21 protein-coding genes and 1 other annotated feature are annotated in these 24,537 nt (G+C 37.3%); of the genes, 11 read left to right on the forward strand and 10 right to left on the reverse strand.

The genetic code is table 11. The features are described 5' to 3' along the window. The first annotated feature begins 137 nt into the window (after positions 1-137). Genes nikC through ACIQXJ_RS14480 form a run of 7 tightly spaced genes read left to right on the forward strand, consistent with a single transcriptional unit; the run spans position 138 to position 6,785 of the window. Positions 138-1,040 (forward strand): nickel transporter permease, encoded by a 903-nt coding sequence (nikC, locus tag ACIQXJ_RS14450; RefSeq protein WP_403054709.1) that lies wholly within the window; start codon positions 138-140, stop codon positions 1,038-1,040. 14 nt (positions 1,041-1,054) lie between these two features. Then, positions 1,055-1,975: a nickel ABC transporter permease gene (nikB, locus tag ACIQXJ_RS14455; RefSeq protein WP_401009118.1), complete on the forward strand. Its 921-nt coding sequence runs from the start codon at positions 1,055-1,057 to the stop codon at positions 1,973-1,975. A gap of 13 nt (positions 1,976-1,988) precedes the next feature. Then, positions 1,989-3,002, forward strand: coding sequence for an ABC transporter ATP-binding protein (locus ACIQXJ_RS14460; protein ID WP_403054711.1), 1,014 nt, complete (start codon positions 1,989-1,991; stop codon positions 3,000-3,002). Beyond that, entirely contained in the window at positions 2,999-3,991 is a 993-nt protein-coding gene (locus tag ACIQXJ_RS14465) for an ABC transporter ATP-binding protein (RefSeq protein ID WP_403054713.1), read from the forward strand. Before ACIQXJ_RS14460 ends, ACIQXJ_RS14465 begins: the two co-directional genes overlap by 4 nt. 42 nt (positions 3,992-4,033) lie before the next feature. Further along, positions 4,034-4,777, forward strand: a complete 744-nt coding sequence (locus tag ACIQXJ_RS14470) for a sensor histidine kinase (protein WP_403054715.1) — start codon at positions 4,034-4,036, stop codon at positions 4,775-4,777. Between the two features lie 38 nt (positions 4,778-4,815). Beyond that, positions 4,816-5,514, forward strand: coding sequence for a response regulator transcription factor (locus tag ACIQXJ_RS14475; protein WP_403054717.1), 699 nt, complete (start codon positions 4,816-4,818; stop codon positions 5,512-5,514). A 5-nt stretch (positions 5,515-5,519) separates the two neighbouring features. Further along, positions 5,520-6,785: a permease gene (locus ACIQXJ_RS14480; protein WP_403054719.1), complete on the forward strand. Its 1,266-nt coding sequence runs from the start codon at positions 5,520-5,522 to the stop codon at positions 6,783-6,785. A gap of 71 nt (positions 6,786-6,856) precedes the next feature. On the opposite strand, the gene ACIQXJ_RS14485 is transcribed toward ACIQXJ_RS14480, so the two are convergent. The 4 genes from ACIQXJ_RS14485 to leuS all read right to left on the reverse strand — a co-directional run bounded on the left by ACIQXJ_RS14485 (position 6,857) and on the right by leuS (position 12,841). Then, on the reverse strand, positions 6,857-7,795 hold the full coding sequence (locus ACIQXJ_RS14485; protein WP_403054721.1) for a hypothetical protein: 939 nt from the start codon (positions 7,793-7,795) through the stop codon (positions 6,857-6,859). Next, the gene (locus ACIQXJ_RS14490; RefSeq protein WP_403054723.1) at positions 7,782-8,303 is read right to left on the reverse strand and encodes a sigma-70 family RNA polymerase sigma factor; all 522 of its coding nucleotides are present in this window, start codon (positions 8,301-8,303) and stop codon (positions 7,782-7,784) included. The genes ACIQXJ_RS14485 and ACIQXJ_RS14490 overlap by 14 nt, the downstream gene beginning before the upstream one ends. Positions 8,304-8,444: 141 nt before the next feature. After that, a complete protein-coding gene (locus ACIQXJ_RS14495) occupies positions 8,445-10,196 on the reverse strand; it encodes a methyl-accepting chemotaxis protein (RefSeq protein WP_403054725.1) in 1,752 nt (583 codons plus the stop codon). Positions 10,197-10,423: 227 nt separating this feature from the next. Beyond that, entirely contained in the window at positions 10,424-12,841 is a 2,418-nt protein-coding gene (gene leuS / locus ACIQXJ_RS14500) for a leucine--tRNA ligase (protein WP_403054727.1), read from the reverse strand. A 91-nt stretch (positions 12,842-12,932) separates the two neighbouring features. Further along, positions 12,933-13,145, reverse strand: a binding site (T-box leader). Between the two features lie 251 nt (positions 13,146-13,396). Between leuS and ACIQXJ_RS14505 the strand changes: the two genes are divergently transcribed. Then, a complete protein-coding gene (locus tag ACIQXJ_RS14505; RefSeq protein ID WP_403054729.1) occupies positions 13,397-13,960 on the forward strand; it encodes a transposase in 564 nt (187 codons plus the stop codon). Between the two features lie 47 nt (positions 13,961-14,007). Here the strand turns inward: ACIQXJ_RS14505 and ACIQXJ_RS14510 are convergent, their stop codons facing one another. The 3 genes from ACIQXJ_RS14510 to ACIQXJ_RS14520 form a co-directional block, all read right to left on the reverse strand. Further along, positions 14,008-15,789 (reverse strand): SulP family inorganic anion transporter, encoded by a 1,782-nt coding sequence (locus ACIQXJ_RS14510; RefSeq protein ID WP_403054731.1) that lies wholly within the window; start codon positions 15,787-15,789, stop codon positions 14,008-14,010. Positions 15,790-15,887: 98 nt separating this feature from the next. Beyond that, complete coding sequence (locus ACIQXJ_RS14515) at positions 15,888-16,235, reverse strand: ArsR/SmtB family transcription factor (protein WP_340822926.1); 348 nt, start codon at positions 16,233-16,235, stop codon at positions 15,888-15,890. A gap of 133 nt (positions 16,236-16,368) precedes the next feature. Beyond that, the gene (locus tag ACIQXJ_RS14520) at positions 16,369-17,559 is read right to left on the reverse strand and encodes an MDR family MFS transporter (RefSeq protein ID WP_403054733.1); all 1,191 of its coding nucleotides are present in this window, start codon (positions 17,557-17,559) and stop codon (positions 16,369-16,371) included. 293 nt (positions 17,560-17,852) lie between these two features. Between ACIQXJ_RS14520 and mnmL the strand changes: the two genes are divergently transcribed. Further along, positions 17,853-18,809, forward strand: a complete 957-nt coding sequence (mnmL, locus tag ACIQXJ_RS14525) for a tRNA modification radical SAM protein MnmL/YtqA (protein WP_403054735.1) — start codon at positions 17,853-17,855, stop codon at positions 18,807-18,809. Next, positions 18,806-19,384, forward strand: a complete 579-nt coding sequence (mnmM, locus tag ACIQXJ_RS14530) for a tRNA 5-(aminomethyl)-2-thiouridylate-methyltransferase MnmM (RefSeq protein ID WP_403054737.1) — start codon at positions 18,806-18,808, stop codon at positions 19,382-19,384. The genes mnmL and mnmM overlap by 4 nt, the downstream gene beginning before the upstream one ends. Positions 19,385-19,845: 461 nt before the next feature. Here mnmM and ACIQXJ_RS14535 read toward each other — a convergent pair whose 3' ends face one another. Next, a complete protein-coding gene (locus tag ACIQXJ_RS14535; RefSeq protein ID WP_401009132.1) occupies positions 19,846-21,354 on the reverse strand; it encodes an alanine/glycine:cation symporter family protein in 1,509 nt (502 codons plus the stop codon). 129 nt (positions 21,355-21,483) lie between these two features. Then, a complete protein-coding gene (locus ACIQXJ_RS14540; RefSeq protein ID WP_403054739.1) occupies positions 21,484-22,290 on the reverse strand; it encodes an alpha/beta hydrolase in 807 nt (268 codons plus the stop codon). Between the two features lie 135 nt (positions 22,291-22,425). Between ACIQXJ_RS14540 and ACIQXJ_RS14545 the strand changes: the two genes are divergently transcribed. Next, positions 22,426-22,938, forward strand: coding sequence for a gamma carbonic anhydrase (locus ACIQXJ_RS14545; protein ID WP_403054741.1), 513 nt, complete (start codon positions 22,426-22,428; stop codon positions 22,936-22,938). A 361-nt stretch (positions 22,939-23,299) separates the two neighbouring features. Here ACIQXJ_RS14545 and metK read toward each other — a convergent pair whose 3' ends face one another. Further along, positions 23,300-24,496 carry a methionine adenosyltransferase gene (metK, locus tag ACIQXJ_RS14550; RefSeq protein WP_401009133.1) on the reverse strand — a complete coding sequence of 399 codons (1,197 nt, stop codon included), beginning with the start codon at positions 24,494-24,496 and terminating at the stop codon, positions 23,300-23,302. Positions 24,497-24,537: the final 41 nt, after the last annotated feature.

The raw sequence follows: 24,537 nt of genomic DNA on the forward strand, positions 1-24,537 counted from the left end.
TAAAGAAATAAAATTTACTTGTTTTTTAAAATCTTTACTTGTTTTTTAAATTTTCTGACTAATAGCTTCTAAAATATTTACTTTCTGTGCTCTTTTCAATAAATTGATATCACATCTAAAAAAAAGGAGAAATCATTATGGAGAAAGTAACTACAACGATAGATCATTCGATTTTATCGGATGCACGCAAAGCATCTCGGAAAAAAAATATAATCAGTTTTCTCAACAAAATTAAAAAAAATAAAGCGGCTGTTGCAGGTGGTATCATTATTGTTCTTTATTTAATTATGTTTCTTATCGGGCCGATCATTGCTCCTTACGATCCATACGATGTGCAATTGGATCAGAAATTACAAGCACCTAGTTTGGATCATTTCATGGGTACTGATGATAAAGGCCGTGATATTTTTAGTCGCATATTATACGGCTCACGTCTTTCTATTGGTGTTGGTTTTTCAGCCGTACTTTTTGGTGGAACGATTGGCACGTTATTAGGGCTGATCGCTGGCTATTACGGGCGATGGATTGACTCCATTATTAGTCGTATTTTAGATATCATGCTAGCCTTTCCTGGTATTTTACTGGCTTTGGCGATTGTCAGTGCATTAGGTCCAAGCCTGATTAACGTTACAATTGCTGTTGGCTTTTTCTCTATACCTATGTTCGCTCGTATCGTGCGGGGTTCTACGATGGAAGTTAAAAAATTGGAATACATTGATGCTGTTAGAACACTTGGTGCGAATGATGTGACGATTTTAGCGAAGCATGTTTTCCCTAATATTTTATCACCAATTATTGTGCAAGCATCTATGCGCTTAGCTACAGCCATTTTATCTGCAGCTGGCTTATCATTTTTAGGTTTAGGTGCCCAGCCTCCATCACCAGAATGGGGAGCAATGCTCTCTAACGGTAGAGATTTTATTTTTACTGCCCCATATATGGCGATGTTCCCTGGACTGATGATTTCGATACTTGTACTCGGCTTTAACTTATTTGGAGATGGTTTGCGCGATGCACTTGATCCAAGAATGAAAAATTAAAGGAGTGTAGCGATATGACACTATTTATCTTAAAACGAATTGTGCAAATTGTCCCTGTTACTTTAGGTGTAACCCTCGTTGTGTTTTTAATTATGCAGATGATACCCGGTGATCCTGCATTAATTTTAGCTGGTGAAGGTGCTTCCAATGAAACGGTTGAAGAGTTACGCGAGAATTTAGGGTTAAACAAGCCTTTATATGTTCAATACGGTGAATATATAAACAATCTTTTACATGGTGATATGGGGAATTCTTTAAAAAACAAGCAGCCTGTTCTTGAGGAAATTACGGCACGTTTACCGATTACAATTGAGCTTGCGATATACAGTATTTTAATCACCATTGTGTTAGGTCTTATTGCCGGCATTATTTCAGCAATACGTCCCTATTCTGTTTTAGATGTTGGATTAATGATTGTTGCGCTACTCGGTATTTCTTTGCCAAGCTTTTGGCTTGGAATTTTATTAATGTATGTATTTTCAGTACAGCTACATTGGCTGCCTGTGGCAGGATGGGAAAGTGCAAAACATATAATTTTGCCAGCCATTACACTCGGTGCTGGGGGTGCTGCCATTGTAGCTCGTATGACGCGCTCCAGTATGCTTGAAGTTGTCAATCAAGATTACATCCGTACAGCAAAAGCAAAAGGCTTAAAAGGCTACGTTATTATTCTAAAACATGCATTACGCAATGCATTGATACCTGTTATTACAGTAGTAGGATTACAGTTTGGTACTTTACTTGGTGGAACAGTATTAGTAGAATCTGTTTTTGCTGTGAACGGCCTTGGTCGAATGATTGTTGATGCTATTCGTACTCGAGATATACCAGTTGTGCAAGGTGGCGTACTAGTAGCTTCATTAATATTTGTTGTTATCAATCTCTTTGTCGATATTTTATACAGAATATTTAATAAACGAATTGATTTAAATTAGGGGGGACATGTACATGAAACGAGATACTGTATTGGAAGTAAAAAACTTACAAACATATTTTTATTCCAGTGAAGGGGTCGCAAAGGCTGTAGATGGTGTGTCATTTACACTTCATAAAGGAGAAACGTTAGGAATTGTTGGGGAATCAGGCTGCGGTAAATCAATGACCTCCCTTTCCCTCCTAAGGTTAGTACCTTCACCACCAGGTAAAATCATTAATGGTGAAATACTACTAAACAATACAGATTTACTAAAAATATCAGAAGAAGAGCTACGGAAAATAAGAGGCAATAAAATATCGATGATTTTTCAGGAGCCTATGACGAGCCTAAACCCCGTTTTAACAGTTGGGGAACAAATTGCTGAGACAATACGCTTACATCAAGGTTTGTCCCGCAAAGAAGCATGGCAACAGGCAGTAGAAATGATTCGTCTTGTCGGCATACCTGCGCCTGAAAAAAGAGCAAAACAGGAGCCTTATCAACTAAGTGGCGGGATGCGACAACGCATTATGATTGCGATGGCTTTAGCTTGTACACCAGATGTATTAATTGCTGACGAGCCAACTACAGCGCTTGATGTGACGATTCAAGCACAGATTATCGATATTATTAGAAACTTACAACAGCAATTAGGGATGAGCATTATTTTTATTACACATGACCTCGGTGTAGTAGCTGAAATTTGCGATAAAATTGCGGTGATGTACGCGGGCCAAGTAGTAGAAGAAGGTTCTACAGATAGCCTTTTTACAAAGCCTCTCCATCCTTATACAAATGGCTTAATTCAATCTTTACCAAAGCTTTATGAGGATCAAGAAGAACTTTCGACGATTCACGGCACAGTACCAAGTCCCTATCACTATCCGAACGGCTGTCGTTATGCTGAACGCTGTCCATTTGCAACTGAGCTATGTCGTGCGCAGCAACCAGAACTCATTACTGTAGAATCGGATAAAAAGGTAAGATGCTGGATGTATAGCGAACAATGGCAAGGAGAATCAGTGATGGAGGAGATGATGGTATGACAATGAATGAAAATACGCAACCATTATTACAAGTAAACGAGTTAAAACAGCATTTTTTCTTAAAAAAAGAAAGACTTTTTGGTGCACAGCAAGTTGTAAAAGCTGTAGATGGTGTTTCTTTCAATATTATGCCAGGTGAAACGCTAAGCATCGTTGGTGAATCGGGCTGTGGGAAATCGACAACAGGCCGTGCTATTTTACAATTGGATGAACCAACATCTGGTGAAGTATTATTGTTCGGCAAAAACTTAGTGGAGATGAACAAAAAAGAACTGCGAGCGGCAAGAAAGGATATTCAAATTATTTTTCAGGACCCTTACGCTTCCCTCAATCCGCGAAGAACGATTCGCAAAATGCTGATGGAAGCCATGTCTATCCAAAAAATTGTACCGCCAGCGCAACAGGAATCTCGTATGCTAGAATTAATGTCACTCGTTGGTTTACGTCCAGAATATCTCGAACGCTATCCACATGAATTTTCTGGTGGGCAACGACAACGCATTGGTATAGCGAGAGCACTTGCAGTCAATCCAAAAATTATTATTTGTGATGAATCGGTTTCAGCTTTAGACGTGTCCATTCAAGCTCAAATTTTAAATTTACTAAAAAAACTACAACGCGACTTAGATTTAACATTTTTATTTATCTCTCATGATTTAAGTGTTGTTCGACATATATCTGATCGTGTCATGGTAATGTATCTAGGAAAAGTCGTTGAAATAGCCGACAAGCATTCCCTTTTCTCTCAGCCGCTTCACCCTTATACAAAAGCACTATTTTCGTCTATACCAATTATTGATAAGCAGCATCGTAAGGAACGCATTATTTTGAAGGGAGATATTCCATCCCCTCTTAATCCACCTACAGGTTGTAGCTTTCACACACGCTGTCCGTTTGCAACAGACAAATGTAAAGTTGAAATACCAGCGCTGCGGGAAATAAATACCACACATAAGGTAGCTTGCCATTTTGCAGAAAATTTAGTTTAATGTAACTTACACTTATATAAAACTGGAGAGGTCATTTTCATTATGTTACAACTAGAAACATTCAACATATATATTCTCCTATGTGTAATCGCTCCAATTATTGGAGCTTTTCTGCTTACATTTATATTTATTTTTGAGAAACAGATTGATAGTCTTGAAGAAGAAAAAAGACATTTGGAGCTAGAGCAGGATTTACAGCGTGCAAATATCCTTCAACTCAACCAACAAATACAGCCACACTTCTTTTTCAATGCCTTAAATTCTCTGTTAAGTCTAGCCCGCATTAATCGTAAAGAAGATTTGGTTGCAGGTATTGAAGCTTTAGCAACGTTTTTTAAATTTAAATATAATGATCACGATGTCTTAATTGCCTTAAAAAACGAGGTTCAATTCGTTGACAGCTATTTAAATATTCAGCAGCTACGCTTCGGGCATCGTTTAACGATAAACAAATTTATCGATAATGATGCTCTTTCAGTAAAAATACCTCCGTTTATTTTTCAAACGATTATTGAAAACGCCTTTAAACATGGATTTGAGAAGCATGTAGGACCTGCCGAGCTGTCTATTTATATAAAAAAATTGGACAACATTTTATTGATTGAAATCAAAAATACACAGCCAATCGATATGGCACTTAATCATACCGAAGATGAATTGCAGCAAGGCTACGGACTTGAAAATGTTCAAAAACGTCTCCAACTTATATATGGACTTGAAAATATTTTATTTTCGACCAATAGCGAGGAGCAACTGTATACCGTTACTATTCATGTTCCTGCGTAAGCAATAAAAGTAGATCCTAAAGGAAAGGATGAAGCAACATGAATATATTAATCGCCGATGACGAGCCATTAGAATTAGAACAAATGATTTATTTATTAAAGCCACATTTTCCAAATTGGAAATTCCACATTGCTCTAGATGCTTCTCAAGCACTACAATTAGCGAAAAAGCATCGTATGACCATCGCCTTTTTAGATATTCAAATGCCTGGAAAGGATGGTATAACGCTAAGTAAGGAATTAAAAGATCTTTATGAATTAGATATTATTATGGTCACTGCATTTCAGACCTTTGAATACGCACAAAAAGCTTTACGAATCGGAGTGACCGATTATTTAACAAAGCCTGTTATTGCTAGTGAATTAAACGATATTGTCGAAAAATATAAGGCGTGGAGCTCCAACCATGATGCGATTCAAAGTGCACTTTCTTTTATTCATGAAAATTATCACGAAAAACTTACGCTCAATATTATTGCTGAAAAAATACATTTAAATCCAAGCTATTTAAGCCGTAAATTTTTAGAGGAGCAATCAATTGGCATTAACGAGTATATTAATAATTATCGCTTAGAGATTGCTATTAAGAAGATGAATGAAAACATGGAAGCCAGTATGTCTACTATTGCAGAAAGCTGTGGCTTTAATAGTCAGCATTATTTCAGTGTAGCTTTTAAGAAAAAATATAATCAGTCCCCACGACAATACAAAGTATCACAAAAGTATAAAGGTCAGTAAAAAATATGTATTTTAAAAAACTTTCACTTCTTGTACCGCTTGCAAGTTTAAGTACAACAGCTGGCGTCATCATATTATTAGCAAGATGGATTAGTGGTAATTTTTTATTATCCTCCCCATCCGCACTTATTTCGTATGGTTTTATGGCAGGCATTTGTTATACATTAGCAACAGCCATTTCGTTTATCGTGCTAGGCTCTTTTTTAAATAAAAGCGACTATTCACAAAGCCAACACCAACAAAGTTTTTTAATTATGAAAATGCAGGACAAACTAAGTGGTATGAACTTAAAAGTAGTTCGGCTGTTTTACTTACTAATAGGTATAGAAATATGGCTTATTCAATTCATTAGCATTAGTGTATTATCAACTATTATGTTCAATATACCAGTACCGATTACTTTAGCAATGTTTCTAATTGGCATGCTATTATTGGACCGATTAATGTCTTTAAAGGGGCTATTATGGCTTGATACGTTGTTTATTATTATGTTATTTTCTCTGCTCATATTTATCCCTATTTTTTATTTTGTGCAAAATGGAGCCAGTACGGTTTATGAAGGAATTCGTTTATACCACCCGTATTTATTTTACTTTAAAAACAGTGAAATTCTGTTGTTTTATGTTGTAATCCAATTAGCTATTTTAGGACAAGTGTTGTTTGATAAGTCTACTTGGTATTTGATTGCCTTTATCAAACCTAAAAAAGTACGCCGTAGCTTATTTTCTTCAGGTGTCGTTTTAGCCTTATTAACGTTGTCCTTTACGGCCATCTTAATGATTGCACTATATAGTGGCTCATACGGCCAATTTCAAATTTTAGTGCTAACATTTTTATATGAAGTACAGCCAGGTTTTCTTACATTTGCTTTTCTTGTAATTACGCTTTTAGCAATTGTGACAACACTACTCGTAGAAATGCGAGCAACAAAACGCTTCTTTTCTACACGTAGACCCTATTATTACTATTTGATAAGCTTAATGCTACTATTATTTAGTGTATTTTTATCAATCAAAATAACTATTTTAGGCGTTATTTATAGCTTTGCGTTTATCCATATTACATTGTTGCCGTTTATCATTATTCTTTTATTTACGAAGCGAACGATTCATAAGCATAGTTGGTTAGCGATATTGCTCTCTATTACGATTGGCATTCTTGTTGGCATCAGTTTTAGTATTTTATACGGTCTAGCTGTAAGCTTTATGATCTCTTGCATTTATCAATTTATGCTTCAGCAGGCTAGACGTTTTCCATCAGCAGACGACTAGCATGATCATTTTACATATACAACTATAAAAAAAGATGCTTCGCAAGCTAGCGAAACATCTTTTTTCTATTATTAAATCCAAATGACAAAAGCGATAAATACAATAAGCATATAGGTTGTAGTTGTTATTGCTACGTAATGTCTTTTTTCATGTCGTCCAAAATAATATTCGGTTGCTACATTAATCAACGTTAGAATAAAAATTAGCGTAAAGTCTGCAGCAATATATATAATCCAACCTTTTATATTAAATATAGTAAGCGCAATAACGTTAATGACCTTAAAAATATAAACCGCTCTTCGATGGTTGTCACTTACATACTTCGGCTCTTTTGGGATGTTAAATTTCCAACGAACCAATCTATCAGCTACCCAACCTACTAGCATAATAACGCCAATCCATATAAGAAATGCTATAAAGTTAAAGTCAAAATCATGAAAATTGAAGTCTGTAAATGCTGATACAGCTTCCTCATCATTGACTTTATAAAACTGATTGGTCTTTACATCGAGAAAGGCGATTTGTTCATTATTTTTTAACATTTTTAGCTTTACTGCATGCCCATTACCAAATTCTATCCAAAAATCTCGAACTACATAATAATCATCCGATTTCTGTGCTACAACTGCCTTCTGAAGTATGCTTTCTAGAAGCTTCGTTTCAGCCCCTTTTATGTACTCTTGTTGCCCTATAACCCAACCTGTTCTGCCAGCATTAAATTTATCTTCATTCCAATTTTGTACGATGGACAATTGTTGTATTTCTTCATTTTGCGCTAGTTCAACAATTGAAGCATGCTGAGTATACTCTGTTCGTTGCCACGGTCCAACGGCGATTAAAAAAAGCAATGTTACTATTGCGCCAACTATAATTGTAGGGTACTGCCAACTGCTATATTGTTTGTGCCGATGATGTTGCTCCGCACGATGCACAATACGCTCCTGTAATGCTTTCGTAAAACGTGGTGCTTCTCCTATTTCCTCATTCAGCTTCTTTTTAAAAGATGTCATCTCCTAGCACCTCCCAATCGCTTCGTTCGAGTTTGCCTTGTAGCATTTGTCTTGCTCTACGTAACCTTGTTTTCACTGTATTTTCAGTACAGCCAAGCACACCTGCTATTTCACGTACTTTTAATTCCTGATAATAATAAAGAATTAACACTTCCCTATAAGAAATGGGTAGCTCAAATAAAGCTGCTTTCAACGTCACTCGTTCATCCGCTTTGATGAGATCTTTTTCTGGAGTCCTTTTACTTACACCAAAATGAAGCTTGCCAAATAATTGATGGCGTTTATTTTTCCAGCTTCTTAAATAATCATGACTTTTATGTACTGTAATTTTTACTAAATAGGTTTTAAGCGAAGCTCTTTGTTCAAAGCGATCCTGTTGCAAGTAATAGGCGAGAAATACATCTTGCACAATTTCTTCTGCAATTGACCAGTCTCGCACATATAAATAAGCCACACGTAGGCAATATTCGCCGTGCTCTTCCATTATGGCTGTTAAATGCTCACTCACTAGAGCCCCCCCTTTTTCCACTCATCCTATAGTCGTAAAATCTTTTAAGATAGTTTCACGAAAACGAAAAAAGTGCCCTTATTTCGGACACTTTTTTCTTAAGTATACTTTGGCAAATTCTGAAGTCTCAGGACAAGTTCCTTAAATTTTAAAATGATTAATCGCATCAAACATTTTTTTAGAACTGTTTTCTAATTCTTCAACAACAGACTCTAAATCATGGACAATTGCCATTTGTTGGTCTGAAGCCTGTGCTACACTTTCAGCACGATTGGCATTCATAATAATTACATTATTCATTTGCTCAGCAGATGCTAATACTTCCTCTGAGCTTGCTGACATTTGCTCGATAATGGCCGAGTTTTCCTGAATTTCCTGGTTCACACTTTGCACACCTTGTAAGATCATTACTAGTGCTTGGCCTATTTTCCCTACTTCTTCGCTTCCATCTTTAACACTTGTTGCACTAGCCTGCATCTCTTCCAATGCTTTTGTTGTCGTAATGCTAAAACTTTGCAATTGATTTTGAATATTTTCAGCAGAAACACGAGACATTTCAGCTAATTTTCTTACTTCATCAGCTACCACCGCAAACCCTTTTCCTGCCTCACCTGCACGGGCTGCTTCAATCGCTGCATTTAATGCTAGTAAATTGGTTTGATCTGCGATACTTGTAATAACAGCTACCATTTCTTCAATTGAACGGAATTGTTTACCCATTTCCGTAACATGATCAGATGTAGCTAGTACAGATTTTTCAACTTGATGAATTTTAAATACAACATTTTCAGAATCTGCTACCCCTGTTTGTACACGATCCGTAATATCATTCGATGACTCCGCCACATTCGATGTAGCGTCTGCCATACGTTGAATTCCAGATACCATTTCCTCCATCGCACGAACAACTTCTTCATTGTTAGCACGTTGCTGTTCGCTACCACTTGCAATCGTCACAATACTATTCGCCACTTCACTGTTTGAACTACTCACTGTTCCCGTCGAAGTATGAATATTACCAATCGCCTGTTGTAAATTAACAGCAGTCCCATGAATCAAATGGAATGTTTCTTTTAATTTGTACATGGATTGTGTAAATGCTTTAGCAAAAGCAGAAATTTCATTGTTTCCTGCTACTTTAATCGCATCTAAGCCTTTTTCAGCACTGCGAATATCTCCATCAGCGAATTGCTCTGCTACATCTTTTAAAACAACAAGAGGCTGTAATAAGCGATTTGTATAAAAGCGAATAATACCAATTAAAATGACTCCACCAATTAATAAAATAATAACAATATAAGGAATCGTATGTTTTAACACATCGCTTTGAACAGCCTGAACATCATTTGCCATCATGTCTACACCGACAAAGGCAACCGTATTTCCTGAACTATCTTTTAATGGTGTAATTGCTGACATTAAAGAACCGTATGTTTCACTTTTTTGTATAGCTGAATAATAGCCATTCTTATCAATAGCCTTTTGACCATCTTTATATGTAAGAACCTCAGATGGATCCCCCATAGCACCAGCCATTTCTTCATCTAACGGTAAACCGTCGACTAAAAATTTCAAATTTTCTCCCTCTGTCGGTGGATATAAAACATAAGCATATAAAAGACCATTATGTATACGTAATGTATTTAACTCTTCTCGCAACTCTTTATATAACGTTGACTTTGCATCATCTGAGTCAATTAATTTTTTATACGATTCTACATCTACAAGTGAGGCAATCGTTTGTGCTTTCGATACGCCATCACGACCTATTGCTCCTTCTACGGAATTATTTGTATTCATATATAAAATACCTATCACTAGTCCTACAATTAGGACTACCACAATACTAGCGAACAATAATACCTTATCGCTCAATCTCTGTGACTTTTTCATAAATATTCTCCTTTTCGCATCGATTTCATTACTATATACATAGAGAATTTTAACCTTTATTAACGCCAAAAGATACATATTTTGCTATAAAAATCTAAAATAACATCTTTTTTACCTAAGTCTTGTCAAATCATGTCGCTTATTCCCGCACTTTCCCATTGACATTGAGCGAAAAAAAAACCGTAAAGTACGCTAATGAATAGCGTATTTCACGGTTCTTCCTATTTTTATTTAACAACGATATTAACAAGTTTACCTGGAATTACAATAATTTTTACCAAGTCTTTACCCGCCATATATTCTTGTACTTTTTCATCGGCTAATGCAACTTTTTCAATTTCTTCTTTTGAAGCATCTTTTGCAACGATGATTTTTGCACGTACTTTACCGGCCACTTGAACAGCAACTTCTACTTCATCGTCTACTAGTTTAGACTCATCGTATGCTGGCCATTGCTCGTAAGACAATGTTTCTTTATGACCTAACAGCTGCCATAGCTCCTCCGCGACATGTGGTGCAATTGGTGCTAGCATTTTCACAAACCCTTCAGCGTAAGCCGTTGGAATCACTTCTGCTTTGTAGCAATCATTAATGAATACCATCATTTGTGAAATGGCTGTATTGAAACGAATACCTTCGTAGTCTTCTGTCACTTTTTTCACTGTTTGGTGATATGACTTTTCTAGGAATTTATCGTCTGAAGCTTGAACCTTCGCTGATAATGTACCATCTTCCTCATTGACAAATAAACGCCAAATACGGTCTAGGAAACGACGAGCACCATCTAAGCCATTAGTAGACCATGCAACTGAAGCTTCTAATGGACCCATGAACATTTCATAAAGGCGTAGTGTATCGGCACCGTGAGACTCAATAATCTCATCTGGGTTCACAACATTACCTTTTGATTTAGACATTTTTTCATTACCTTCACCAAGAATCATGCCTTGGTTAAATAATTTTTGGAATGGCTCTTTCGTGTGAACTACACCTAGATCATATAGTACTTTGTGCCAGAAGCGTGCATATAGTAAGTGCAATACTGCATGCTCTGCTCCTCCAATATAAATATCGACTGGTAACCAACGTTTTAGTAACTCTGGATCAGCAATCGCTTCCGTATTGTTCGGATCAATATAGCGTAAGAAGTACCAGCTAGAACCTGCCCATTGAGGCATTGTATTTGTTTCACGGCGACCCTTCATACCTGTTTCAGGATCTACAACATTTACCCAATCTGTAATATTAGCTAATGGAGATTCTCCTGTTCCAGATGGTCGAATATTATCTGTTTTCGGAAGCATTAAAGGTAATTCTGCTTCTGGAACTGGAGTCGTTGTGCCATCTTCCCAATGAATCATTGGAATTGGCTCTCCCCAATAACGTTGACGAGAGAATAACCAGTCACGAAGACGATAAGATACTTTTTTCTCACCTACACCTTTTTCTTCTAACCATTCAATCGCTTTAGCAATACCATCTGCTTTATTTAAGCCGTCAAGGAAGTCAGAGTTAATGTGCTGACCGTCACCTGTAAATGCTTCTTTGTCGATGTCTCCACCTTCAAGCACAGCTACGATGTCTAAGCCGAACTCTTTGGCAAATTCATAATCACGTTCGTCGTGAGCAGGAACAGCCATAATAGCACCAGTGCCGTAAGTAGCTAACACATAATCAGCAATCCAAATTGGCACTTTTTTACCGTTAATAGGATTCACTGCATAAGCGCCAGTAAATACACCTGTTTTTTCTTTAGCTAAATCAGTACGCTCTAAATCCGATTTCATTTTTACCTTTTCAAGATACGCTTCTACAGCAACTTGTTGTTCAGCTGTTGTAATTTCAGCTACTAGTTTGTGTTCAGGCGCAAGTACTGTATAAGTAGCACCGAATAACGTATCAGGACGTGTAGTAAATACCGTAAAGTTTTTGTCTGTTCCTTCAATGCCAAATGTTACTTCAGCACCTTCAGAGCGTCCAATCCAGTTACGTTGCATATCTTTAATCGATTCTGGCCAATCAACTTCTTCTAAATCATCGATTAGACGGTCCGCATAAGCAGTAATTTTCAGCATCCATTGTTTCATTGGGCGACGTTCTACCGGATGTCCTCCGCGCTCAGATTTTCCATCAATGACTTCTTCATTGGCAAGCACTGTACCTAATGCTGGGCACCAGTTTACAGCCACTTCATCTACATACGCTAAGCCTTTTTTATATAATTGAATGAAAATCCATTGTGTCCATTTGTAGTATTCAGGATCAGTTGTGTTAATTTCACGATCCCAATCATAGCTAAATCCTAGTTCTTGAATTTGGCGCTTAAATGTTGCAATATTTTTTGCCGTAAATTCTGCAGGGTCATTCCCTGTATCTAATGCATATTGCTCTGCAGGTAAACCGAATGCATCCCATCCCATTGGATGTAAAACATTAAAGCCCTGCATACGTTTGAAACGTGAAAGGATATCAGTTGCTGTATATCCTTCAGGATGCCCTACGTGAAGTCCCGCTCCTGATGGATATGGGAACATATCAAGTGCATAAAATTTCGGTTTATCCGTTTCATTTTCTGTTTTGAATGTTTTGTTGACATCCCAATATTGCTGCCACTTTTTTTCAACTTGTTGATGATTAAAGCTCATAATATTTCCTCCTTATATATGTTCAATACCACTTATCGTAAGAATTGACAAAATATTTAAAAAATAAAAAAACTCGCCCCTTCCTTTGTCAGAAAGGGACGAGAGCATTCTTATCTCCCGCGGTACCACCCAAATTAGTGATTACACTCGGCTCAAGCTTCCTTAACGCGGAAATGACGGCACACATAACACTTATGTACGCAGACTCAGCAGGCGAGTTCAATTTGCATCCCTACTAGCTTCCACCAACCGCTAGCTCTCTAAAAAGAACCACAAATTTACTATTCCTCATCAATGTCTTTACATGTATTGCATTTATTCTAATGGAAAGTCCTAAAAAGCACAAGCCTCTTTTTATCGGTGCCAGGCACGCACACAATTTACACACAATTAGCGAAAAAAATTATTTCCCATGATTTTTGGATAGATTCGTGTAATTTCAATCTTTTTTCGTTATAAAAATAAAATTATTAGTTACTTCTGATACTTTCCTATATTTGACGTTATTTTCATTCATTTTTATGCTAAAGAAAACGAAAAAGGAGGAAGTATCGTGTGCCAAGAAAAAAACGACTTTGGTCTCCACATCATTTTAAACATGTAGTAATGCGTGGCAACAATCGTCAACCTATTTTTTTGAATGTTGCTGATTACGATGCTTTTTTTCGTGTACTGCAATATGCTTATCAAAAATACACGTTCAGTATTGTCGCTTATTGTATTATGTCTAACCACTATCATCTTCTGATTCGGTCACCTGAAGTACCACTAGGAAAATTGATGGCGGTCATCAATTGGCGTTACAGTAATTACTTTAAAAAGAAATATCAATATTGCGGTCATCTGTATGAGAGTCGCTATTTTGCAGATCTTGTTCCCTCACAACTAGATATGCTGAGTGTTAGTCGCTATATCCATCGCAATCCTATCTCAACAGCCACACCTATTGTTGAGAACATGGAGGATTATCCATATAGCTCCTATCATCTCTATAAGCATAATATATCAGCAGATTACCCCTTCTTTAATACGAGTATTCTCAAAAATTGTTTACTTCAAACCTCACAGTTTCATCCTACATCCTATTGTCAATATTGCGAGGTACAACAAAACAAGTAATTGTTAATGCAGCACGAACTGAAAAAAAGGCTCCACACGATAATTCATCATGTGGAGCTTTTATTTAAACCAACTTCAATAGTCAGAATCTTTTCTGTGCCTGTCACTCGAGGGTCACGCGAGGAAAAGTCCACGCATTCACGGAAGGCAAAATGTTTGCACCCTATGCATTTATTCATGTCCAAATCCTTCAATGCCCTGTTAATAGCATCTCCTGTATGGTCATAGAAATTATCTTTTCCAATTAAATCGTATAAACCATTCCGAAGCAGTGCCACTTTTAAATCTTCAGAGACACCCGTTACTAAAACCATGCCACCTCGTGTTTTGAAGCTTTGCACGATATTGCTAAAATAAGACTCTCCCGTTGAATCCATAAAAGGCACTTTACTCATCCGCAAAATTAAAATTCTTGGATGGTCGTTCATTGAATGTAGCAATGTCTGCTCAAAAGTTTGTGCAGCACCAAAAAATAGCGGCCCCTCAATTGAATAAATACTAATTTGTGGGCAGTCATGTTTTTGATTGACAACATGTGGCTGTACCTTGCCATTATTTTTTGTATGGTCTGGTAAAACCTTATCTACAACCAACTTCTCACTCATTCGTTTAACAAATAACACAATTGCCAAACCAAGCCCTACTTCTACAGCTATCGTTAAGCTAGCGAAAACCGTAAGTAAAAACGTAATTATTAAAACAAGTGAATCTCCAGATTTCACTTTCACAATATGTGCGAAATGCTTTCGCTCACTCATATTCCACGCTACGACCATCAACACTGGTGCCATACTAGCTAACGGAATATGTGAAGCAAATGGCGCTAATAACAATAACGTTACTAATACAAAAACACCATGAATAATACCTGACATCGGGGATGCCGCACCCGTTTTTATATTTGTTGCAGTACGCGCGATTGCCCCTGTAGCTGGAATACCCCCAAATAAAGGTGTTACGATATTCGCTATGCCCTGCCCTACTAGCTCTCGATTGCTATTATGCTTACTATTTGTCATTCCGTCAGCAACCACCGCTGATAAAAGAGATTCAATTCCACCCAACATAGCAATGACAAATGCAGGCCCAATTAATAATTGCATTCGTTCAAAGGTAATTTCAGGTATTGAAAACTCCGGTAATGTATTTGGAATTTGACCGTAAGCTGTAGCAATTGTTGCAACTTGTCCCGAAAAAAAGAAGCTAGCAACTAGTGTAGAGACAACAATACCTACTAATGCGCCAGGTACTTTTGGAAAAATTTTAGGTGTCACTAATATCATTACAAGACAAATGATTGCTATGAAAATACTATAATAATTTGTTGTACCGATATGCAAAAAGAGCTCTTTCATATTAGCGATAAAATATTCATGCCGTGTAATATTTGTCAGACCTAAAAAATTGGCTATTTGCCCCGTAAAAATAATGACCGCAATACCTGCAGTAAATCCTATCGTAACAGGACGCGGAATAAATTTTATCAGGGAGCCCAGCTTAAAAATGCCCATTAAGCATAGCAAGACACCCGCCATTAACCCCGCAATCAATAGATTTTCATAGCCGTAAGATAAGACAATTCCTAATAGAATGGGCACAAAAGCACCTGTAGGTCCTCCAATTTGATATTTCGAACCACCAAAAAGTGAAATCAGTATACCTGCAATACACGCTGTATAAATGCCGTATTCTGGTTTTACACCAGAGGCAATTGCAAAAGACATCGCTAAAGGAATTGCCACAATACCGACAATAATCCCAGACAATAAATCCTTTTTGAAAAGATTAACTGAATACCCTTCAAAGCGCCCCTTAAACAGTGACTTCATATAGTAATCTTCCCTTCGAAATAATAAATTCTTTGAATCCAGACCGTTCTTTTATTCAATACTAGGCTGTTTTCTAAGGGGGAAATGAAAATATGACCTTACATCATTTCTTCATCATTTTCACTGACGGTCATTTCTTCTAATCTTGAAATTGTATGAATTAAATGGTTGTTAAAAATGTCTTTGGCAACACGCAGCAACTCAACAATCATCGGATCACTCAAAGAATAGTAAACTTTTTTTCCTTCTTTCGTGCCATAAACAATATTTTTCGCCCTTAATACACTTAGCTGCTGCGAAACTGCTGAACCCTCTTTTTCAAGGCAACTTTGAATCTCATTAACACTTTTCTTACCATCTACCAGTAATTCAAGAATTCTAATTCGTAACGGGTGTGCTAAAGCTTTAAAAAAATCGGCTTTAAACTGTTGTAAGCCTTCTTCCACGTTAATCCCCCCATTATTATATTTACATATTCAAATATTTGAATATGTATGATTGTATCGCTTTACAAGGTCGATTTCAATCCAAAAAATAAAAAAAGCGAATGATTTGCATTCGCTTTAATATAAATCGTCTTTAATTTTCAGAATTGTTTCCGTGCCTGTCACTCAAAAGCAACGGTCGGTCATACACAAGGCATGGGAAAATACCTATTAATACAATGATCACTAAAATAGAAACGAGCGCAATCATACCAAACTGATCAACCATTATGCCACCGAACAATGGACCTATCATACGGCCTGCGGTTGCCGCACTATTGATAATCCCTTGGTAGAAACCCTCGCGTCCTTTTGGTGCAAGCTGATTCGCGATTGTAGGTAACGCTGGTGTATAAAACATTTCTCCAAATGTTAATACGACCATTGCAGCTGCAAACATTTTAAAATCTTCAGCAAATGCTATAATTCCAAATGAAGCCGCTATAAGCGTAATACCAAATACTAGTTGTCGTTTTATTTGATGCTCCCAGCGTCTGACAAGTGGAGCGATTAACGGCTGCCCAATTACTATTAGGAGTCCATTAATAGTCCAAAGTAAACTATATTGCTTTAATCCTAAACCTAAATCTTGGGTATACGAAGAAATCGTCGCACTCCATTGTGAATAAGCAAGCCAGCATAATACGGAAGACGTGCTTAAAATTAATAACGCATAAAACGGTGCTTTATTTGTAATGCGTTTACTCTCACTTACTACATTTTTCAGTGCAATACTTTCTGAATCTATTCCTTTAAATGTAATCAAGGCTATGAAGAAAAATAAAATATACATTGCTAAATTGACTACAAAGACATAATCAAATTGATAATCTGCAACAATTCCAGCTAATGCCGGACCAACGGCAACACCTACATTTTGTGCTAAATAAATCGCATTAAATGCTTTACGTCCGCCCTCAGGCCAAGCAGCTCCTGCTAGCGCAAACATTCCTGGAAATACAATGCCTCCACTAAATCCAAGGACGGTTAAAAACCACACATAATGAGGCCAACCATGCCAAATCGTTAAGCCGACTAACGAGGCAACTGTTAAAAGAATACCTAGCATAATAGATTTGTAGCCACCAATTCTATCAAATAAAAATCCACCTAAAAGATTCCCGAACACACCTGCAGCCGAATTCAACATTAAAATAAAGCCAGCCATTGCAAGTGACTTTCCTAAGTAGTCATGCATATAAATGGCATTTAAAGGCCATAAAAAAGAGTTGCCCGTCGTGTTCACAAGCATACCGATAATTAAAAACCAAACACTTTTTGGCATAGTCTTGACCTCCATTATTTCGTATCTCTAAATAGCTAGTTTATGCTGAAAAATAAAAAAGTACAAGGAAAATAAATTTACCTTTTCTTCATAAAATATTCCTTTTTTAAATAGACTTTCTTCTTCATTGTACTCTTGCTATAGCAGACATGCGTTCTTGCCTCTGGACAATAAATCACATTGTTTATTTAAATGAATAAACTTGCATCTCAACCATTCCTACATATTAAAATTCTTATCCATGACGGAACCTTACGCACATGATAAAATATAACGTTAGAGGAGTGAAATACATGACAGAAATAAACTTTCCTTTTCCTACAGAGGGGAAAAGATACTATACATGGAATCGATATTTACGTGATCAGTTCGGTCACAAAGTATTTAAAGTAGCGCTCGATGCAGGTTTTGATTGCCCGAACCGTGACGGTACTGTTGCATTTGGGGGTTGTACATTTTGCAGTGCTGCAGGGTCAGGAGACTTTGCGGGTAATAAAGTAGACCCAATTGATGTCCAGTTCGCACAAATTCGTGACAAAATGCATCAAAAATGGAAAGATGGCAAGTATATGGCTTACTTCCAAGCATATACAAATACACATGCACCACTTCCTGTCTTAAAGGAAAAATTTGAGGCAGCATTAGCGCAAGAAGGTGTAGTAGGGCTTTCAATTGCAACGCGTCCAGACTGCCTTCCAGATGATGTTGTAGAATATTTGGCAGAACTAAACGAACGCACTTATTTATGGATTGAACTTGGACTTCAAACAGTTCATGAAAAAACAGCAAACCTCATTAATCGTGCACATGACTATGCAACATATGTAGAAGGTGTTGAAAAACTTCGTAAACACGGAATTCGCGTATGTTCACATATTATAAATGGTCTTCCACTAGAAGATTATGACATGATGATGGAAACTGCACGCGCAGTTGCAAAGCTCGATGTCCAAGGCATAAAAATCCATTTACTTCACCTATTAAAAGGGACACCAATGGTAAAACAATATGAAAAAGGCATGCTAGAATTTTTAGACCAAGATGTGTATACAAAACTAGTAGCCGATCAGTTAGAAATACTGCCACCACAAATGGTTATTCATCGTATAACAGGTGACGGACCAATTGATTTAATGATTGGACCGATGTGGAGTGTCAATAAATGGGAAGTACTCAATGGGATTGATGCAGAGTTAGAACGCCGCGGCAGTTGGCAAGGTAAATTTTATAATGCTGAGGTCACAAAATGAAGCTTCAACGAGTCTTACAATATGCACAGCAATTATTAGTAGACACAATACAAGAAGGCGATACAGTTGTAGATGCCACAGCAGGAAACGGCCATGATACATTATTTTTAGCACAACTTGTTGGCGATAACGGACAAGTTTATGCATTTGATGTGCAAAAAAGCGCTGTTGACGCTACATTGCATCGTCTGCTAGACAATGCGTTAGAGCACCGTGCCCTAGTGTTACATACTGGGCATGAAAATATTAACAAACATGTGCAAAAGCCAGTTACTGCTGCAATTTTTAATCTTGGCTATTTACCTGGTAGTGACCATGATATCGTGACAAAACCGAATACAACTATTCAAGCGATTAAAGATTTACTACAACTCCTTAAAATTGGAGGCTTAATTGTACTTGTCATCTACCATGGCCATCCAGGTGGCAAGGAAGAACGTGACGCTGTTATTGAATTTGTCAGTCATCTACCACAAAAATATGTCCATGTATTAAAATACGAATTTTTAAACCAACAAAACGATCCACCATTTGTCATTGCCCTAGAAAAAATGAAAGACTTACCTACCAATTAACCCCTTATACAAAAGCCCGAACTTGAATTTTCGGGCTTTTTCCTTTCTCAGAATCACACAGAATTATGACGGAATACCTTTTCATATAGGAAATACTGTTTCTATATAATTTTAACTAGATATCTTATATGATAGGATTCTTCTTATTCATCAAAATCTTAGACAAAAGACAATAAACAGTTAATCCTTGATACTTTTGTCATTTTTTTATCCTTTTGATTTTCACCAAAATATGAAATTTCCCTACCAACTTGCTCAATTGATTAGAGCCGAGGGTTGGTGCCAGGCACTCAAACAATTATTCGAGTTGATTGGAGTGGAGGGCGGCGACTCCTGCTCAAAACGCAAAAAACATAAGACGCAACAGACTGCACCGCAAAAAAGCGTCCCCGCCCGAAGCGGCTATCCTCTTCAGATAAACTAAAAAAGTCCTCTCAAAATGAGAGGACTTTTTTTATACATTATTTATTTTTTCGTTTATCATTGTATTCAATCCAGAAATCTGCACCTTTAATTCCTAGTTTACGAGGATCAAAAACAGGGTCTTTGCCCTCTTTTTTCTGTTTCTCGTAATCTTTTAATGCTAGAATCGCAGGTTTCATAATAATTAAGATGGCAATAACATTGATCCATACCATTAAACCTAAACCAACATCTCCCATTGCCCACGCAAGGTCAGATGTACGAATTGTTCCATAAAATGTTGCGATCAAAAAGGCAATCTTTGCTATCCAAATGAAAATCTTTTCGGTTTGCCCAGTGAATAAGTAGGCCACATTCGTTTCAGCTATATAGTAGTATGCCATGATTGTTGTAAATGCAAAGAAGAATAAAGCAATTGCTACAAACTCTGAACCAATGCCAGGCAATGAAGATTCCACTGCATATTGTGTATACGCAGCACCTTCTTTAATACTTTTCGCAAACGTGATTTGTTCGTCTCCTGTAAGACCGTTTTGATTGAATTCTCCGACGTAAATAAACGGATCTGTACCTTCAGCAGCCTTTTCATTCTGGACATTGTACATACCTGTAAATAAAATCATAAATGCAGTAGCTGAACACACTAATAATGTATCAATGTACACAGATGCTGCTTGTACAATACCTTGTTTAGCAGGGTGTGAAACTTCTGCTGCTGCAGCTGGATGCGCTCCAGTTCCTTGACCAGCTTCGTTTGAATAAATACCACGCTTAACACCCCAAGCGATTGCTGAACCAATAATACCCCCAAATACTTCTTGTGCACCAAAAGCACTTGAGAAAATTAAAGAAAATACCGCAGGCACTTGCGAAATATTCATAAAAATAATAACAATTGCCATCAGTATATAAGCTAAAGCCATGAACGGAACAACTACCTGTGCTACATTTGCAATCGATTTAACCCCACCGAAAATAATTGCACCTAATAGTACGACAATAATTATTCCTGTAATCCAAGATTCCATACCGAAAGCGTTTTCAACAGCAACCGAAATTGCATTCGATTGAACGCCTGGCATTAATATTAACATTGCGATTAACGCCGCAATCGCAAAAATTACTGCAAACCATTTTTGCCCCATTCCCTTTTCAATGTAAAAGGCCGGACCACCACGGTATTCTGTATCTTTCTCTTCTTTATATATTTGTGCTAATGTCGACTCAACATAAGCCGTCGCTGCACCGATGAAGGCAATTGCCCACATCCAAAAAATTGCACCAGGCCCCCCCATTGCGATTGCAGTTGCCGTACCAGCAATATTACCTGTACCAACACGCCCTGATAATGCAATCGACATTGCCTGGAAAGAAGAAATTCCTTTTTCCGATTTCTCTCCTTTAAACATTAAGACGAACATATCCTTAATGAGTCTTACTTGTAGGAACCGTGTAATAATTGAAAAGAATAAACCGATCAATAAAATACCATAAATAAACCACGGTCCCCATAAAATACTGTTCAGAAAACTTACAATACCTTCCATTTTACCCCTCCCAAAATATGAATATTCTTACTTTAAGACATTATAGTATTACATTTTTCTGAAAATTACAACATTATTTTTAAGTTACTATACATCTTATTCAACAATATTTTTCGGAGGGGAAACATTCTATCGAATTATATATCCAATTCTACGTAAGGCATTATTAACAAAATCTCGGATATAGACAAAAATCTCTTCACGCTCTATTTCATGGAATAGATTATGGTAGCATTTTGCCCATTCTTTAAATTGGAATTCAGCAAACTCCTGCTGATGTAGCCAATTGCGTGTTTGTCTAGTTTCCGTGATACTATCTCTTTCCCCAGTCATAATAAGCATAGGCGTGTTCGGAAACTCTGCTTTTGGCATGACCGCTAAATTGCGCATCATCTGCTGTAATTCACGATACCACTTTACTGAGATGACGGACTTAAAAGGAAACTCGTCCTTCATTTCATCTCTGCCTTCGACACTTCTCGTTAATTTGTCAAAAGAGATATCGTGTGTCATTTTAACGCTTGCCGTTAAAGCACTTAAGCTAGTTAATGCATTAGATAACTTGCCAGGCTGTAATTTTAAATGCAGCCAAGGTGATGTCAAAATAATTCCTGCACACTCATATTTTCTCTTATGCATTGTATGAAGGATTAACGTTGCTCCTAGTCCATGTCCCATTAAAAACACTGGCAAATCATATGAAAAAGCATTTTCAATTAAATGCCTTGTATATTTTTTGTACTCTTTAAAGTCCTCATCATGGACACGTGAGAGTTTCGCATTTGCCCCATGATTCGGTAAATCCCCCATGACTACGTGGAAGCCTTCCATTCTGAGTTTTTCAATAAGCCATGCGTACCAACGGTGATTTTCATAAGCACCGTGAACAATAGCAATCACAGCCTTCGCTTGTCCATCAGCTTCCCATTTCCACATTCACATAGTCCTCCTAAATAAATAGTTACACAATGATTATAACGAAATATTCTCGTCATTATAAAATTATATTTGCATAAAATTGCGCATTTGATACGATAATACTACATCAAAGAAAGAAAAGAGGCGTTTAGCATGATTTATCCGTTTAAAGACAAAACACCTAAAATCGATCCATCAGTATTTATAGCTGACTATGCAACCGTTACTGGTGACGTAACGATTGGTGCCGAGACAACTATTTGGTTTAATACAGTTATTCGAGGCGATGTATCACCAACAATAATTGGTAAACGAGTAAGTATCCAAGATCTTTGCTGTCTACATCAAAGTCCAAAATATCCATTAATAATCGAAGATGAAGTAACAGTTGGACACCAAGTAACTTTACATAGCTGTACAATTCGAAAAAATGCATTAATAGGTATGGGATCAATCGTGTTGGATGGGGCAGAAATAGGAGAAGGTGCATTTATTGGTGCGGGTAGTCTTGTACCTCCAGGTAAAGTCATTCCTCCTAATTGCTTAGCATTAGGTCGTCCAGCAAAAGTTGTACGTGAATTAAATGCTGAAGATAAAGAAGACATGGAACGTATCGTTAGAGAATACGCTGAAAAAGGTCAATATTACAAATCTCTTCAAAAATAATGGATGCCCTAAAAATACGCGGGCGACGATATAGGTGTAAGTGCTCTAGTAAGAAACAAAGTTATATAGGATAAAAAATAAATTCGCGATTTCCTTCCAAGGTAAACGGAAAGACGCGAATTTTTTTGCAATCAATTATGCCTAGGCATAATTGCGTCCAGATTTTTTCGGTCTGCTCAAAAAGCTCCTTAGAAAATCTATGACTTCCGCCGGGGCCTTTAACTTGCTTCAGCATTCAAATCCAACCTTTAGAAGTGGGGTATGAATGCTGAAGCAAGTTAGAAAGGGGCCAAGAAGTAGCCCCTTCAATAAAACATTTGCTTATGTTTACCACATATACGAATGCTCTTTACAAACTAGCTTAAAGACTAGCTTTTTCTCTTAATGCATCTGCCTTGTCCGTATTTTCCCAAGGCACATTTAAATCTGTACGACCAAAGTGACCATAAGCAGCCGTTTGTTTGTAAATTGGGCGACGTAAATCTAGCATTTTAATGATGCCTGCTGGACGTAAATCAAATAGTTCGCGAACCCATTTTACGATTTCGCTTTCGCTTACTTTTCCTGTACCAAATGTATCTACTGCGATTGATACTGGTTGTGCTACACCAATGGCATAAGCAAGTTGGACTTCAGCACGTTCTGCTAAACCAGCAGCAACAATATTTTTTGCCACATAACGAGCAGCATATGCAGCAGAACGGTCTACTTTTGTAGCATCCTTACCAGAGAATGCGCCACCCCCATGACGTGCATAGCCACCGTATGTATCAACGATGATTTTACGTCCAGTAAGTCCAGCATCTCCTTTAGGTCCACCAATAACAAAACGACCTGTTGGGTTGATGAAATATTTCGTTTGAGCATCTAATAACTCACTAGGTACTACTGGTGCTATTACTAACTCTTTTAAGTCTGATTGAATTTGCTCAAGTGACGCTTCTTCGTCATGCTGTGTTGAAATAACAATAGTATCGACACGAACTGGGATGTTGTGTTCATCATACTCAATTGTCACCTGTGTTTTACCGTCCGGACGTAAATATGCTAGCTCCCCTGATTTACGTACTTCTGTTAAACGACGAGCTAATTTATGCGCTAAACTAATTGGTAAAGGCATTAACTCGGGTGTTTCGTTACAAGCGTAACCGAACATTAATCCTTGGTCACCTGCACCAATAGCTTCAATATCTGCATCAGTCATAGAACCTTCACGCGCTTCTAATGCTTGGTCTACACCTTGGGCAATATCTGGTGATTGTTCACCAATTGCTACTAGTACTGCTAAGTTTTCAGCATCAAAGCCATATTTGCCACGTGTATAGCCGATTTCTGCTACTGTATCACGCACAATACCTTTAATATCTACATAAGTAGAAGTAGTGATTTCTCCTGCTACTAATACTAGCCCTGTTGTTACAGTTGTTTCACACGCTACACGTGCATTTGGATCTTCTTTTAAAATAGCATCTAAAATGGCATCCGAAATTTGATCACAAATTTTGTCTGGATGTCCTTCTGTTACACTCTCTGATGTAAACAATCGACGGTTTGTCATTTGATTTTCCTCCTATTACTCTTACAAATAGCATTTGCGAA

The organism is Lysinibacillus sp. NPDC097868 (genome assembly GCF_044761135.1).
Taxonomy (GTDB): Bacteria; Bacillota; Bacilli; order Bacillales_A; family Planococcaceae; genus Lysinibacillus.

Coding starts and splice junctions, on each gene's coding strand:
- nikC (WP_403054709.1), top strand. CDS start 138: ATGGAGAAAGTAACTACAACGATAGATCATTCGATTTTATCGGATGCA.
- nikB (WP_401009118.1), top strand. CDS start 1,055: ATGACACTATTTATCTTAAAACGAATTGTGCAAATTGTCCCTGTTACT.
- ACIQXJ_RS14460 (WP_403054711.1), top strand. CDS start 1,989: ATGAAACGAGATACTGTATTGGAAGTAAAAAACTTACAAACATATTTT.
- ACIQXJ_RS14465 (WP_403054713.1), top strand. CDS start 2,999: ATGACAATGAATGAAAATACGCAACCATTATTACAAGTAAACGAGTTA.
- ACIQXJ_RS14470 (WP_403054715.1), top strand. CDS start 4,034: ATGTTACAACTAGAAACATTCAACATATATATTCTCCTATGTGTAATC.
- ACIQXJ_RS14475 (WP_403054717.1), top strand. CDS start 4,816: ATGAATATATTAATCGCCGATGACGAGCCATTAGAATTAGAACAAATG.
- ACIQXJ_RS14480 (WP_403054719.1), top strand. CDS start 5,520: ATGTATTTTAAAAAACTTTCACTTCTTGTACCGCTTGCAAGTTTAAGT.
- ACIQXJ_RS14485 (WP_403054721.1), bottom strand. CDS start 7,795: ATGACATCTTTTAAAAAGAAGCTGAATGAGGAAATAGGAGAAGCACCA.
- ACIQXJ_RS14495 (WP_403054725.1), bottom strand. CDS start 10,196: ATGAAAAAGTCACAGAGATTGAGCGATAAGGTATTATTGTTCGCTAGT.
- leuS (WP_403054727.1), bottom strand. CDS start 12,841: ATGAGCTTTAATCATCAACAAGTTGAAAAAAAGTGGCAGCAATATTGG.
- ACIQXJ_RS14510 (WP_403054731.1), bottom strand. CDS start 15,789: ATGAAGTCACTGTTTAAGGGGCGCTTTGAAGGGTATTCAGTTAATCTT.
- ACIQXJ_RS14520 (WP_403054733.1), bottom strand. CDS start 17,559: ATGCCAAAAAGTGTTTGGTTTTTAATTATCGGTATGCTTGTGAACACG.
- mnmL (WP_403054735.1), top strand. CDS start 17,853: ATGACAGAAATAAACTTTCCTTTTCCTACAGAGGGGAAAAGATACTAT.
- mnmM (WP_403054737.1), top strand. CDS start 18,806: ATGAAGCTTCAACGAGTCTTACAATATGCACAGCAATTATTAGTAGAC.
- ACIQXJ_RS14535 (WP_401009132.1), bottom strand. CDS start 21,354: ATGGAAGGTATTGTAAGTTTTCTGAACAGTATTTTATGGGGACCGTGG.
- ACIQXJ_RS14540 (WP_403054739.1), bottom strand. CDS start 22,290: ATGTGGAAATGGGAAGCTGATGGACAAGCGAAGGCTGTGATTGCTATT.
- ACIQXJ_RS14545 (WP_403054741.1), top strand. CDS start 22,426: ATGATTTATCCGTTTAAAGACAAAACACCTAAAATCGATCCATCAGTA.
- metK (WP_401009133.1), bottom strand. CDS start 24,496: ATGACAAACCGTCGATTGTTTACATCAGAGAGTGTAACAGAAGGACAT.